Below are 14,337 nucleotides of genomic sequence, written 5' to 3'. Positions count from 1 at the left end.
TAAACTCTGCTCTATAATAATCATTCGTGGCATGCCTTAACAAAACGCGCCCGCCAAATCCGTTCAATGGATATTTGGCGAACAAATAAAAGCAAAGAGAATAAACCAGAAAAGACAATAGCCAATACAATAAATATCTTCGCGCTATCAGTGGAATTATTATTTGCAGAATTTAATATAAAGACAGCAACGCTAACAATAAATGCAGATAACGAAATAAATGAGAATGGAAAATGATTTATTGAGGTATATGAAGCCCGCGCACTATCGTCTGGATAACTGTCATTAGGATAACTATCGTCTGAATAACTATCGGCGGTATTTTTCCCAACTGTTTGTAAATAAATTCCCCCATCCGATTTAAATAGCAGCCACTGATTACCATAATCAAGGGAAGCGAGTTGGTGCGCCGACGCCAGCATGAAGCTTGGGGCTAGACCTTGGTAATCAGCGCAATATGATGCGAAATCAGCCATGCCAAGATTTTTACTGTCTTGATGCAAGCTGACACCTGAATCAGCAAGCTGTACGGCGAGCATCGCTGCTGCTCTTTTTTCAATACCGTTGAAAATGAGTGTTTTAATACTCGATGCTGGCCGTTGTTGAACACACGCCATTTGTTCAAAGTCTGTTTTTAACGTTGACAGATGGCACGGCATTGCGCCAAATATTCGTAAAGCCGATGAATCATCGGTGAAGCGAGGTGAAAATAGTAACGCACTACCCAGCTCTGGAATTGGTTGCAATGAGTCCTTGCTATAAAAAGAAATACTTATGAGTAAAGACGCCTCGGTTGATTTACTCACTTTATTCATCAACGCGTTATAGTCCATCCCAGAGCAATAACAGATATCGTTATAGGCTGGGATCCCCATTCGTTGCCAAATCTCAGCCAATTCAAATAAAGATAAAGCCTCATTTTGTGACGCAGTTTGAATATACACATTGAGCGGGAGAGAGTTTTTCAACAGTTCTGAGCGCATCATGATTAACAATGCTTCATATATTGCCTGAAATCGTTCACAACCAGGCGGGATATTACGTTCAGCAAAGAGTAACGGCGGCATAACATATTCTGCTGAAGAGAGTTCTAATCCGGCGACTTTATCAACCAACTGAGTATCTGAACTGAGTATCGCCGACGCGCCTAAATAAGCCGATTTCCGTCTACTTTCCTGCCAACGCAGCATCTTCTCAGCACGCCAGTTCATCCAGTTGGCATAAATTGCATTATTCCATTCGATCGGCATCAGATATACCGTGAGTGCCAGCATCGCTACGCCAAATCCAATCCCACTTATCTGTATTGCCTGCGCGCTGTGTAAAAATGTACTCCAGCTTTCCATTTTAGCCAGCACCAGCCAGCCGCTAGTCGCCAACAAGCATAATAAGAGGATTAATACGCAAATCCACGCTGAGGCTATTTTCTCCTGCACAGGAGGGCGTTTATTCGGCACTGACCATGCCATTATTCAATCTCCATATCGCTTAATGTTGCGATTACCTGCGCACCACATTCCGTTTGGCAACCATCGACCACAATGCCTTTACCCTCTTCGTCGTAGGACATATCGCACTGCTTGATTCGATTTGTTCCATGCTTGGCGCAGTTAACCGTATCACCGAGCAACGCTGCTCTCTTCCCATTAATATCGATACTCGACGATGCAGAAATAACGCTACCGCCGTGAGAAATGGGATCGCCTATTACCACCACTTTTTTCATCATTGCCTCTAGCTGCGTCTGAGTTTATCGGCTTCTGCATTAATTTCGTGAATTTGGGCCAGCGCCTCGGTTTTTTTCTCAGCCAGATCGGTAGCAATATCTTTTAGGATGATACTGGGCATATCTGGGAGATCCATCTTTCCAGTTTGGAAGTACTCATCACTCTCTAGCCAGTCAGCCTGCTTGCGCAGCGCCGCCAGCGATTGTTTATCCCAAGAGTGCCAGCAAAACCCGATGGGTAAATCATAGGCCACGACCTGTTTTAAAAATTTCTCGTGCTGCGGCAAGGTACTGTGATCGGTTGGGCGAAGAACATAATGCTTCACATCATCAATCATCTCTTCATATGACTGTTTTTCGTAAGAGACACGATCTTCTTTAGACCCAGGTCCTGGCTGGTAATAGCCTGAAGGCGGTTTACGCTGCATTTTTCGATCGAAATAGCCATAAAGAGAAATGTAATAACGGTAATCTGCATCTATCGGCACTCCTTTTTTTACATCGATCTGCCCATAGCCGAAGCCAATTTCGCCTGTCTGTTTTTTCCTACTTCGATAATCTTCATCAAATTTATTCATCTCGTCAGATTTAATCGGGAAGGGAACTTCTGGACCATTAACCCAAAGAGTTTGTCCCGGGGCTGGGTCGGGCCACGTTTTCTTTTGCATAAATGTGGTGGTGCTATCCCAGAAAGGATCACTATCTAAGTGGCTAAAAGGAGTCATAGGGTTCGGTTTCCCCCCGCAGGGCGTATTACGCGCTAGCATGCGAACAAATAGGGTGTCTCCGGCATTCTTGAACAGGCTGTGGGCTTTCCCATCAACGTTAGGTACACCCTGCCAACCAATGCTGCGCAGCGGCGATGACCCCATCACCCTGTCGTGTGGATTACAATAAATATACGTGTTCCCATGATTATCTCGTTCTTGAAAACCATTGACCGTGGTCCCCGTCGGCGACCAACTATTGCGATCGCAGGTGGCTCCAGCCAGCAGTTTTCCGCTATTTTGCTTCGCTAAACGGTCTTTATTTTTCGCAATTTTATTAACAATATTGACCAGCGTTTGCTCTCTGGCCTTCGCGCTAATAATTTCAGCTTGTGGATAGGTAATATAATTGAGTAAAACATTATCAAGGGCATAGGGGGAATTCATAACAAACAGCGCATCAGGAGCCTCTATTGCCGAAGCAGCTAGCGCAATCATAGTGCCTTGACTATGGGACACTATCGTCACGGTGTCTTCTTTGTGCGTATCGCGGATGGTCTTAATCAGCTTGGCCAAACGCCCGGCCGCATGTGCGTAGTATTTTCTCGGTGGTGCTTTGGTTAACAGACGGTCGCGCTCCCCATTCAATAATTGGGTACTAAAGGGAATAGGAATGCCTAATATCGAAGGCCAGTTATCAAACCCAGTATCACTCCACAGGCTCACTAATTGATTGCAACCATTTTGGAATGGCCCACCGCCCCAATAAAAAGGCCCCTTCGTTTTCCGCTCATCTTCGGTTAAATCATAATAGTTGTCACCCTGCTTGTTTTTGAGCGGAATCGCGTACTCCTCTTTATTTTCCGCGTTTTTATGCCCCGTACTGTAGCCCCAATAAAAACGAATCACAGGAGAACGGCCTTCATTTCCCTCTTTAACTTGTCTTGAAGGAACAGTCCATTTTCTCCGAGTTTTTGTCTCTCCAGAAATAATATCTATATATTGTTCGGTTTCCCAATGAGCTTGGGGAACTGAAGTTGATTTAAGTTTATACTCAGATTTTTCATTTAGCCCTAACCTCTCATTTAATCCATCACATAAGTATCTTTCTGCAGATTCATACCATTCCCCCTCAGAGTTAACACCGTGTACAAAGATAATAATCCCCGGAAGCTGCAATGGCGGTTGCACTTCAGCATTAACATTTATATTTTGGCTGGATGTTGTTGAATGCGCATAAGGCTCACCGTTAGGATTAGTGCTCATTTTAACTTTACGCGTCGCCATTATTATTTCCTATAAAAATTAAATAGACATTTATTAAATTGTGTAATGGTAGTTTAATTACTAAGAAACTATCAGATTAGGAGAGTATTTACAGATGCTATTATATATAGTCTTAACTATCTATCCAGAGAACTCTCTGAGTAGATTCAGCATGTTATTTAGGTTGTTTCGGAATTAATGCTCTATTGCACTGCATCTCAGTTTGCCCAGAAGGAGAAATGAAATCAGAAAGGTCAAAACTGTAAAACCCGTATTCCGGTACTTTTATATTAGCATCAATTAAATCATTTTTTCCATCAGGGCCTAAAACACTTACTGGTCCAACAGGATCAAACACCCATCGATCAGTAACAGGATATTTTCGCCCCTCTAATCGATAATAGATCATATAAAAACCTTTATCCGTCACAATCATATCGTAGTTTTTCGTGATCTTTGTTGGATCTGATGAATAAAAATCATATGATACAGCCTCCAACGTTTTACCACCGTCTACTGTCAGCGTAATCACATTCTTACATCCCTTATCTGACCCCATACATACTGCTGCTTTAGTATTATGAGTAGTAGGAAAAGCAAGATAATCATCACGGGTAGAGACCCAATACAAACGTCCTTTAAACAGATATCCTGAGGCTGGGGATATTTTTACATGAATATCTTTCTTTTTATTATTATAGAAAGTCTCTCCTTTTTCACAGCTCACATAATTTTCTAGCGTAAAATAGCGGTCGCTATCAATGCGGTAAATTATCTGCGGTGGGCCATACACCGGCGGCGGCTGATTGGGATCTTTTTCTACCGTTTCAGTTTCATGCACCGCTCCCGCACCTAACCCAAACGCCGCACCACCGGTCATACATCCACTTAAGAGCGTTCCAGAGGCGAAACCGCACAGCAATAAAATCATTTTTTGGGATATATTCATCTCAACTCTCACTTTGAATTATCCCTATCAAATAAATACTCTTCTAATTTAACTTTTGTTTTGGGATTAATGACTTGTTGCATTGCATACGAACTTGTTTTACTTTAGAAATATCATCCATAGGCAATCCATCCTGCGAATCTGGGCCCGTTGCACCTGGATAACCATATTTTTTAGTAGACTCTTCATCTGGGTCAAATGTCCACTTCCAAGTCGTTGCCATGTTATCAAATCTTGTTTCACCGCTAAAATCAATTATATAAAATCCAGAATTTGTCACCAACATATCATAATCTTTTGTAATACCTGTCGGGTCTTGGCTGTAAATTCCATAGGTAGTAGCATTAAGTGTTTTTCCGCCATCTGTGGTAATTGTAATCACATTCTTACATCCCTTATCTGACCCCATACATGCTGCATTATTAGTATCATCCGTCGTCGGAAAGGCGAGATAATCATCACGGGTAGAGGCCCAATACAAACGTCCTTTGAACAGGTACCCTGACGCGTGAGATATTAATACATGGATATTTTTCTTTTTATTATTGTAATAAGTTTCCCCATCCTCACAGCTCACATAATTTTCTAGCGTAAAATAGCGGTCGCTATCAATGCGGTAAATAATCTGCGGTGGGCCATACACCGGCGGCGGCTGATTGGGATCATCTTCTACCGTTTCAGTTTCATGCACCGCTCCCGCACCTAACCCAAATGCCGCACCGCCGGTCATACATCCGCTTAAGAGCGTTCCAGAGGCGAAGCAGCACAGCAATAAAATCATTTTCTGGGGTATATTCATTTTTACCTCAACTCCCATGTTTAATAATGATCATTCCTATCAAATAAATATTACTCTATTTTAACTTTTGTTGTGAGATTAATGCCCTATTGCACTGCATCTCTGTTTGCCCAGAGGGAGAAATGAAATCAGAGAGATCAAAACTGTAAACCCCGTATTCCGGTACTTTTATATTAGCATCAATTAAATCGTTTTTTCCATCAGGCCCTAGGACACCAACAGGACTGGATAAATCGAATACCCATCGATCTGTATCAGGGCGTTTCCTATCTGGCAGCCGATAATTAATCATATAAAAACCCTTATCCGTCACAATCATATCGTAGTTTTTAGTGATCTCCGTTGGATCCGATGAATAAAAGCCATAGGATACAGCCTCCAACGTTTTACCACCGTCTACTGTCAGCGTAATCACGTTCATACATCCCTTATCTGACCCCATGCATGCTGCATTATTAGTATCATCCGTCGTCGGAAAGGCGAGATAATCATCACGGGTAGAGGCCCAATACAAACGTCCTTTGAACAGGTACCCTGACGCGTGAGATATTAATACATGGATATTTTTCTTTTTATTATTGTAATAAGTTTCCCCATCCTCACAGCTCACATAATTTTCTAGCGTAAAATAGCGGTCGCTATCAATGCGGTAGATAATCTGCGGTGGGCCATACACCGGCGGCGGCTGATTGGTATCTTTTTCTACCGTTTCAGTTTCATGCACCGCTCCCGCACCTAACCCAAATGCCGCACCGCCGGTCATACATCCGCTTAAGAGCGTTCCAGAGGCGAAACAGCACAGTAATAAAACTATTTTTTGGGATATATTCATTTTTATCTCAACTTTCATTTTTAATTATGATTATCCCATTATTATATAAACACTATTTTAATTTAATTTTTGCTGTGGGATGAGTGACCTATTACATTGCATCGTAGGTTGTTTAATTAATGATATATCTTTAACCGGTATTTCTTTGATAAGTTCTGGGTTCACATCGCCTTTATTACGAAATACATTTTCGTTATCTATCCAACCCGTGCCTTGTTCGAAAGGGCCAGAAACACCTGCTATTTTATTTTGAGGCCTAAAATTCCATTTATCGACATATCCATTATTTTTTTGCCGAACACCATTCCAGTAATAGAGGGTATAGAAACCATTATCAGTAACAATTATATCGTAATCTTTAGTATCCTCAGTCGGATTTGAGGTATAACCCCCATAGATTATCGCATTAAGTGTTTTCCCACCATCTGTAGTGACGGTAATCACATTCTTACACCCCTTATCTGACCCCATACATGCTGCATTATTAGTATCATCTGTCGTCGGAAAGGGGAGATAATCATCACGGGTAGAGGCCCAATACAAACGTCCTTTGAACAGGTACCCTGACGCGTGAGATATTAATACATGGATATTTTTCTTTTTATTATTGTAATAAGTTTCCCCATCCTCACAGCTCACATAATTTTCTAGCGTAAAATAGCGGTCGCTATCAATGCGGTAAATTATCTGCGGTGGGCCATACACCGGCGGCGGCTGATTGGGATCATCTTCTACCGTTTCAGTTTCATGCACCGCTCCCGCACCTAACCCAAATGCCGCACCACCGGTCATACATCCGCTTAAGAGCGCTCCAGAAGCGAAACAGCACAGTAATAAAACTATTTTTTGGGATATATTCATTTTTATCTCAACTTTCATTTTTAGTGATAATTACCCCATTACATTAACACTACTCTAATTTAATTTTTGCTGTGGAATTAATGACCTATTACATTGCATCGTAGGTTGTTTAATTAATGATATATCTTTAACCGGTATTTCTTTGATAAGTTCTGGGTTCACATCGCCTTTATTACGAAATACATTTTTGTTATCTATCCAACCCGTGCCTTGTCCGAAAGGGCCAGAAACACCTGCTATTTTATTTTGAGGCCTAAAATTCCATTTATCGACATATCCATTGTTTTCTTCTCGAACATCATCCCAATAATAGATAGTATAAAAACCGCTATCTGTGACGATTAGATCATATTTTTTTGTCTTTCTTGTTGGATCGGAGGTATAACTCCCATAGGTTATCGCATTAAGCGTTTCCCCACCATCTGTGGTAACGGTAATCACATTCATACAACCCTTATCTGCCCCCATGCATGCTGCATTATTAGTATCATCCGTCGTCGGAAAGGCGAGATAATCATCACGGGTAGAGGCCCAATACAAACGTCCTTTAAACAGGTACCCTGACGCGTGAGATATTAATACATGGATATTTTTCTTTTTATTATTGTAATAAGTTTCCCCATCCTCACAGCTCACATAATTTTCTAGCGTAAAATAGCGGTCGCTATCAATGCGGTAAATTATCTGCGGTGGGCCATACACCGGCGGCGGCTGATTGGGATCATCTTCTACCGTTTCAGTTTCATGCACCGCTCCCGCACCTAACCCAAATGCCGCACCGCCGGTCATACATCCGCTTAAGAGCGTTCCAGCGGCGAAGCAGCACAGCAATAAAATCATTTTCTGGGGTATATTCATTTTTATCTCAACTTTCATTTTTAATGATAATTACCCCATTACATTAACACTACTCTAATTTAATTTTTGCTGTGGAATTAATGACCTATTACATTGCATCGTAGGTTGTTTAATTAATGATATATCTTTAACCGGTATTTCTTTGATAAGTTCTGGATTCACATCGCCTTTATTACGAAATACATTTTCGTTATCTATCCAACCCGTGCCTTGTTCGAAAGGGCCAGAAACACCTGCTATTTTATTTTGAGGCCTAAAATTCCATTTATCGACATATCCATTATTTTTTTGCCGAACACCATTCCAGTAATAGAGGGTATAGAAACCATTATCAGTAACAATTATATCGTAATCTTTAGTATCCTCAGTCGGATTGGAGGTATAACCCCCATAGATTATCGCATTAAGTGTTTTTCCGCCATCTGTGGTAATTGTAATCACATTCTTACATCCCTTATCTGACCCCATGCATACTGCTGCATTAGTATTATGAGTCGTAGGAAAGGCAAGATAATCATCACGTGTAGATACCCAATACAAACGTCCTTTAAACAGATATCCTGAGGCTGGGGATATTTTTACATGAATATCTTTCTTTTTATTATTATAGAAAGTCTCTCCTTTTTCACAGCTCACATAATTTTCTAGCGTAAAATAGCGGTCGCTATCAATGCGGTAAATAATCTGCGGTGGGCCATACACCGGCGGCGGCTGATTGGGATCTTTTTCTACCGTTTCAGTTTCATGCACAGCTCCCGCACCTAACCCAAACGCCGCACCGCTGGTCATACATCCACTTAAGAGCGTTCCAGAGGCGAAGCAGCACAGCAATAAAATCATTTTCTGGGATATATTCATTTGTTATCACATCCCTTATTTTGCATCCAATCCCAATCACTAATAAAAGGCTATATCAGGCGACGAATGACAGACTACGTTTATCTGACCACAAACGACCTTTCCATGAAAGCCATATGAAACATATGGCTTTCATCACGAACTACAGCCGTATTTGATTTCACTCGTTGATGCCATTCATATTTAGAAAATAAAGTGTTTTGCTATTTTTTAATCACTATTTTTAGCCCATCAATAGCTTCAGATTCAAGCATTGAGGAACGACCTTCAGCATCCGTTGTTCCACTGACAATATTGCCGTCAGGCAAATGAATTTCATAATTCTGATCGACCAATGGTTTCCCAGATATGGGATGGGTAACCACAAATCGTTCATTGAAACTTTCAGGAGAAAAAGAGTGCATGACGCTTTTCATGCTTTCAGATCCCCGTTTCTGAATGCCACTGTTTTTCACCAATAACTTTCCAGGTCCACCAATCTCAACGTTTCCGCCCTTCAATTTGATGTAGCCACCGCCGCAGACTAAGATCAATTCATCTTGTGCGGAAAGAACCATCCGTTTCCCACTGCTTATATTGGTATCCTGCGTAGACCACGTGGTGATTTCTCCGCCTTGGGCTTGAATATCAATGTTTCCTTTAGCTGAAAATAACTTGGCACCTAGACGAGAGAAGAAACTCATCACTTCTCCAGCAGCTAATGTGAAATTTTTAATTGCCCCAATATCCACCTGTTTACTCGCGGTGAGCGTAATATTTTTTTCGGATGCCAACTGAACATTATTGCTGCTCACTAAGGCAATGCCATCGGGTGCGCTTCCTAACAATACCGCTTTCTGCAATGAATCCAATTTTTGTTCGAGACTTTTTTTCTGCTCTTCAATACTGGCTGCTAAGGCCTGAGCTTGACGAGCGCTTTCAGATAGCGTTTGCATCTCAATGAGCGCCCCTGAAAGTAAGGCTTGCGCCGCCCCCATCTCCAACACCTTCCCACCCGCCTTTGGCTGGCCGTCGGCGCTGATGAAAATCCCCTTGCCCGCCCTTATCGCGCCCCAGTCGTCGGTGCGCAGTTCGAAGCCTTCGCCGCGTTGCTGTTTTTGGCTGTCGACCAAATGGCCGAGGTTGAGCTGGGTTTTGCCGCCGTATTCGGTGCTGAGTTTGATGTGCTCTTTGCCGCGTTCGTCGTCGAGGCGCAGTTTGTTGTTGGCGGGGGTGCGCAACACGTTGCGTTTGTAGTTTTGCAGCGTGACGTGGTCGCCGTGTTTGGAGTCGTGCAGCGCGTAGGCAATGTACGGTCGGTCGGGGTTGCCCTCTTCGAACGCAATCGCCACTTCGGTGCCCGCCAGCAGCGGTGCGTGTAGGCCGTAGGTGTCACCGGCATACGGCCGCGCTTGGCGTACCCATAGGCTTTCACATCCGGCCTGCCATTCGTCGCGGTCAAAATCAAACGACACGCGGTAGCGGCCATCTTTATCGATGTGGCTGTAGGTGTCATTCACCACGGTGCTGGTGACGCGAGCCGGAATGGTGCCCGCCATCACCGGCTTGGCGCTGGGTTCTGGGCGGAAACAAATATTTTCAGAATACGGGATGGCGGTGAATTCAACTTCGTAGCTTTGGTCGCGGCGCGCTTTGCTGCTGATAGCCACGATCACCGCACCTTGGCGGAACGCCTCGGGGGCATCGCCATCCACTTTGAGCTCTTGCCCCGGCGACAGCGCCGCCGAAGTGGTGAAACCGTGCAGCAAGGTTTGCTGATTCAGATAGCGTTCATGACGCAGGCGCGCATAGAACGCACCGCTCTCTGACTCAGACTGTGGGCTATTTTTGTCGCCCGCCGCCAGATAATTATCCGCGTAGTGATAGGCTTCGCCGTAGGTGGTTTTGTCGCCTCGGGTAACGTCAACGTCGCCGTCCATCCACGATTGGGCTTGGCGATAGTTGTAGTCTCGGGTGGTGACGCGGTTTTCGACCACCTGATGAGCGCTGGTTAAGCCCCACACCGATTCAACGCCGACGTCATTCATGCCCGACGGATTACGCAGCGGCAGGCTGGTGCCAAATTGGTAATGCTGTTGATCGTCATAGAATTCCACGACGTCGATATTGAGTTTAGGGTCGGCGGTAAAGCGGAACCAGATACCAATTTCTGCCAGCAGGCGGCTGATAAATTGCAGATCGTTTTCGCCGTACTGCATCACCAGTTCACGCTTTGGATAGGTGTGCGCCAGCGTGAACAGAAAATCTTGCCCTTTGAAACCGTGGCGATCGCGCAGGATCTTTTCCACGATCTCCGGCACCGAGAGGTTTTGGTAAATCGCGTGCTGATGGCTTTTCGCCAGCAGCGCCAAGCGCGGAACCAAAGTGACTTCATAGCGGCTTTCATCGCGTGAAGTAGACAGGCGCTTGAAGCGCTGGATCACCCCGTGCACCGTGCGCAGCGCCTGCATAACCGGCGGCGTCATCGACAACGCGGCACCTAAAGAGGCCAGCGCATTCGGCGTGGCGTTCAGAGTGAAGGTTGCGTCCTGCATCAGCATCTGCGCGGGCTGGATGTCTTTGGCCGAGCTGGTGAATTCAATGGTGTAGCGATAAGGCTGGCTGAGATGCTCTTCGCCGGTAAACGCCAACACGTCCAGCGGAGCCGTGTTGTCCCAGACCTTCAGCACATGGTGGCTGTGGTCAAACATCAGTTGAGCCGCAGTATTTAACATGTCACCCTCGCTTCGGCGGTTATCGCGCCGTCTGATTCAGCGTTCTTTTCGTTATCGTCCAGCTCATCACCGCTCTCTTCATCACCAAAATCCAGCGTAATACCGTCTTCGTCGCTATAACCCAATGTCAGGCGGTTCGGTTTTCGCTGCTTCGCTAAACGCTGTAATAGCTGCTGAGAAAGCACCGGTAAGATCTGCTGGTTAAGCAAGCTGTCAATGTTGCGCGCGCCGGTATCCGGTAGCAGGCAGGCCTCGACCAGCGTGTCCATCAGGCTCTCTTCGATGTGGCAAGTCAGCCCGTAATGACGCTGAAGACGCTTCGCCACCTGCCCTAATTTGATGGCCACAATGCGGCGGAGCGCCACGGCGTCTAGCGGGCGATAAATCAAAGTCTGGAAACGGGCGAGTAAGGCCGGCTGGAAATGATCGCGCAGAATCGGGCGCAGCAGCTCTTGCAGCATGCCGTCCGAGGCCTGTGGCTGTTGTTCTAACAGCGCCATCAGCTCATCGCTGCCCAAGTTGGCGGTCATTAAAATCACGGTATTACGGAAGTCGATCTCGCGCCCTTCGCCGTCGCGCATAAAGCCGCGGTCGAATACCTGATAGAACAGATTTAAAACGTCGCGATGCGCCTTCTCAACTTCGTCAAGCAGCACCACGCTGTATGGTCGCTTGCGCACCGCTTCGGTCAAAATCCCGCCCTGACCATAACCCACGTAGCCCGGAGGTGAGCCCTTAAGCTGGGAAACGGTGTGCGCCTCTTGATACTCGGACATATTAATCGTGATCAGCGATTTTTCGCCGCCGAACAGGTCATCGGCCAGCGCCAATGCGCTCTCGGTTTTACCCACGCCGCTCGGGCCAACCAGCAGGAATACGCCGAGAGGGCCGTTCTCCGAGGTTAAACCCGTTTTAGCGGCGCGCAACCGCTGCGCCAGCGCGCCTAACGCGGCCGGTTGGCCAATGACGCGTTCGCCCAGCTGATCTTCTAATTGAAGCAGGCTAGTTTGTTCATCTTTCAACAGGCTGCCCAGCGGCACGCCCGTCCAGTCGGCGATCACGTTCGCCACGGTGCGCACGTCAACGTCGAGAGAAAGCAGCGGCTGACTGCCCTGAATCTCGCTCAGTTGCTGCTGAATAGCAGCGCGTTCGGACTGGCGACTGAGGTCTTGGCGTACTTCCAGCAGCGTTTGGGTAAGCTCACGCTCTTGCTGATATTGGGCATCGAGCTGCGCCTGTTGGCTGAGCAATTCAGCGCTCAGTTTTTCAATCGTGCCAAGTCGTTCGCTATCAGCGCCGCTGCTGAGCACCAAATCTTGCTCGATAGCCAGTTTTTCCATCTCCAGCGACGCTAACTGGGCGTTAATCTGGGTGAGCTGCTCTGGCACGGTATCCAAGCTCATACGTACGCGGGCGCTGGCGGTATCCAGTAAATCGACGCCTTTGTCCGGCAGTTGTCGTCCGGTGATGTAGCGGCGCGACAGCGTGACCGCCGCTTTCACCGCCGCATCTTGAATATGCACGCCGTGATGGGTGGCGTAGCGCTCTTTTAAACCACGCAGCATCAGGCACGCCATCTCATCGTCTGGCTCGTCCACTTTGACCATCTGGAAACGGCGTTCTAGCGCGGCGTCGCGTTCGAAATACTGTTTGTATTCAGACCAGGTGGTAGCCGCAATGGTGCGCAGTTCACCGCGTGCCAGCGCCGGTTTCAGTAGATTAGCGGCATCTGCGCCACCGGCCTGATTGCCCGCGCCGATAATGGTGTGCGCTTCGTCAATAAACAGCAGCACCGGTTCGGGCGCTTGCTGTACCGCTTCAATCACATTTTTCAGCCGTTGTTCGAATTCACCTTTCACGCCTGCGCCCGCTTGTAGCAGACCGAGATCCAACGTGCGTACGCTTACGGTTTTTAAACTGTCTGGCACATTGCCTTCGGCAATACGTAGCGCTAAGCCTTCCACCAGCGCGGTTTTACCCACGCCGGGTTCGCCCACCAGAATCGGGTTATTTTTGCGGCGGCGGGAAAGAATATCAACCATCTGGCGAATTTCCATATCGCGCCCAAATACCGGGTCTATACCGCCCGAACGCGCTTTTTCGGTGACGTCGAGGGTGAACTTATTGAGCACCGCCAGATGCGCTTCCTGCATCGGCGAAACGCCGCTGGCGTTGGGTTGACCCGAGGCTGATTCGGCATTCGGCGTCGGCTGCGGTTCAGAATAATGTTCAGAATGATGCTGCGAGTGCTGCAATCCAGTTTGCAGCTCAGGGCGTTCTTCCGACTGGGCATCTAGCAGCGGTAGCAGACGGGAAAGCTGCGTGGTGCTGATACTTAACAGCGGCCAAACGGCGTCCGTCGCCAGTAAATTAGGCTTATTAATCAGCGCGGCGAGCAGATGAGAGGAACGCACGGCGTCGGTGTTTTCCTGCAACGATGCATCTAGCCACGCATTTTTGATCAGTTGTTGGAGCTTGTCGGAGAGCTGCGGTTTTCCCTGAATGGTATGCGGAAGACTTTCTAAATGATTCAGCAACCCCTGCCATAGGCCGTCCATGTCCCATTCGTAGCGGCGAGCGATCACCGTAATGTCACCTTCTCCCTGCTCTAACAGCTTGAGCAGCCAGTGTTCTACCGTGATTTCCGCATGGGCGCGGGTTTGGCATAAGGTGGCGGCGGCGGCAAGCGCCTGAGCACAATATGGATTTAACCGACGCAGTAAGCTTGCTGAATTATTTCCCATTACATTCTCTCTCCCGTTTATGC

The 14,337-nt window shown here is 46.5% G+C and carries 11 protein-coding genes; all 11 read right to left on the bottom strand.

What is annotated here, in order from left to right:
• Positions 1-20 precede the first annotated feature (20 nt).
• The 11 genes from CPY98_RS07985 to tssH all read right to left on the bottom strand — a co-directional run bounded on the left by CPY98_RS07985 (position 21) and on the right by tssH (position 14,314).
• A complete protein-coding gene (locus CPY98_RS07985) occupies positions 21-1,469 on the bottom strand; it encodes a hypothetical protein (protein ID WP_096387201.1) in 1,449 nt (482 codons plus the stop codon).
• A complete protein-coding gene (locus tag CPY98_RS07980) occupies positions 1,469-1,729 on the bottom strand; it encodes a PAAR domain-containing protein (RefSeq protein ID WP_096387198.1) in 261 nt (86 codons plus the stop codon). Before CPY98_RS07980 ends, CPY98_RS07985 begins: the two co-directional genes overlap by 1 nt.
• 5 nt (positions 1,730-1,734) lie before the next feature.
• Positions 1,735-3,720, bottom strand: a complete 1,986-nt coding sequence (locus tag CPY98_RS07975) for a hypothetical protein (RefSeq protein ID WP_096387195.1) — start codon at positions 3,718-3,720, stop codon at positions 1,735-1,737.
• A gap of 154 nt (positions 3,721-3,874) precedes the next feature.
• Positions 3,875-4,648, bottom strand: coding sequence for a hypothetical protein (locus CPY98_RS07970; protein WP_096387192.1), 774 nt, complete (start codon positions 4,646-4,648; stop codon positions 3,875-3,877).
• 43 nt (positions 4,649-4,691) lie between these two features.
• Entirely contained in the window at positions 4,692-5,378 is a 687-nt protein-coding gene (locus tag CPY98_RS07965) for a hypothetical protein (protein WP_231899451.1), read from the bottom strand.
• A 124-nt stretch (positions 5,379-5,502) separates the two neighbouring features.
• Entirely contained in the window at positions 5,503-6,210 is a 708-nt protein-coding gene (locus tag CPY98_RS07960) for a hypothetical protein (RefSeq protein WP_231899450.1), read from the bottom strand.
• A gap of 126 nt (positions 6,211-6,336) precedes the next feature.
• A complete protein-coding gene (locus tag CPY98_RS07955; protein ID WP_231899449.1) occupies positions 6,337-7,071 on the bottom strand; it encodes a hypothetical protein in 735 nt (244 codons plus the stop codon).
• 123 nt (positions 7,072-7,194) lie between these two features.
• A complete protein-coding gene (locus CPY98_RS07950) occupies positions 7,195-7,998 on the bottom strand; it encodes a hypothetical protein (protein WP_096388729.1) in 804 nt (267 codons plus the stop codon).
• A 54-nt stretch (positions 7,999-8,052) separates the two neighbouring features.
• A complete protein-coding gene (locus CPY98_RS07945; protein WP_231899448.1) occupies positions 8,053-8,787 on the bottom strand; it encodes a hypothetical protein in 735 nt (244 codons plus the stop codon).
• A gap of 272 nt (positions 8,788-9,059) precedes the next feature.
• Entirely contained in the window at positions 9,060-11,570 is a 2,511-nt protein-coding gene (locus CPY98_RS07940; protein ID WP_096387180.1) for a type VI secretion system Vgr family protein, read from the bottom strand.
• Entirely contained in the window at positions 11,564-14,314 is a 2,751-nt protein-coding gene (gene tssH, locus CPY98_RS07935) for a type VI secretion system ATPase TssH (RefSeq protein WP_096387177.1), read from the bottom strand. Before tssH ends, CPY98_RS07940 begins: the two co-directional genes overlap by 7 nt.
• Between the last annotated feature and the right edge of the window lie 23 nt (positions 14,315-14,337).

The organism is Hafnia sp. CBA7124 (genome assembly GCF_002355555.1).
GTDB lineage: Bacteria > Pseudomonadota > Gammaproteobacteria > Enterobacterales > Enterobacteriaceae > Hafnia > Hafnia alvei.
Note: the sequence above shows the minus strand (reverse complement) of the source record. Positions and strands in the feature narration are given on the sequence as shown.

What these genes read in the sequence shown, in the direction of transcription:
- CPY98_RS07985 (WP_096387201.1), bottom strand. Translation starts at nt 1,469, where the DNA reads ATGGCATGGTCAGTGCCGAATAAACGCCCTCCTGTGCAGGAGAAAATA.
- CPY98_RS07980 (WP_096387198.1), bottom strand. Translation starts at nt 1,729, where the DNA reads ATGATGAAAAAAGTGGTGGTAATAGGCGATCCCATTTCTCACGGCGGT.
- CPY98_RS07975 (WP_096387195.1), bottom strand. Translation starts at nt 3,720, where the DNA reads ATGGCGACGCGTAAAGTTAAAATGAGCACTAATCCTAACGGTGAGCCT.
- CPY98_RS07970 (WP_096387192.1), bottom strand. Translation starts at nt 4,648, where the DNA reads ATGAATATATCCCAAAAAATGATTTTATTGCTGTGCGGTTTCGCCTCT.
- CPY98_RS07965 (WP_231899451.1), bottom strand. Translation starts at nt 5,378, where the DNA reads ATGACCGGCGGTGCGGCATTTGGGTTAGGTGCGGGAGCGGTGCATGAA.
- CPY98_RS07960 (WP_231899450.1), bottom strand. Translation starts at nt 6,210, where the DNA reads ATGACCGGCGGTGCGGCATTTGGGTTAGGTGCGGGAGCGGTGCATGAA.
- CPY98_RS07955 (WP_231899449.1), bottom strand. Translation starts at nt 7,071, where the DNA reads ATGACCGGTGGTGCGGCATTTGGGTTAGGTGCGGGAGCGGTGCATGAA.
- CPY98_RS07950 (WP_096388729.1), bottom strand. Translation starts at nt 7,998, where the DNA reads ATGAATATACCCCAGAAAATGATTTTATTGCTGTGCTGCTTCGCCGCT.
- CPY98_RS07945 (WP_231899448.1), bottom strand. Translation starts at nt 8,787, where the DNA reads ATGACCAGCGGTGCGGCGTTTGGGTTAGGTGCGGGAGCTGTGCATGAA.
- CPY98_RS07940 (WP_096387180.1), bottom strand. Translation starts at nt 11,570, where the DNA reads ATGTTAAATACTGCGGCTCAACTGATGTTTGACCACAGCCACCATGTG.
- tssH (WP_096387177.1), bottom strand. Translation starts at nt 14,314, where the DNA reads ATGGGAAATAATTCAGCAAGCTTACTGCGTCGGTTAAATCCATATTGT.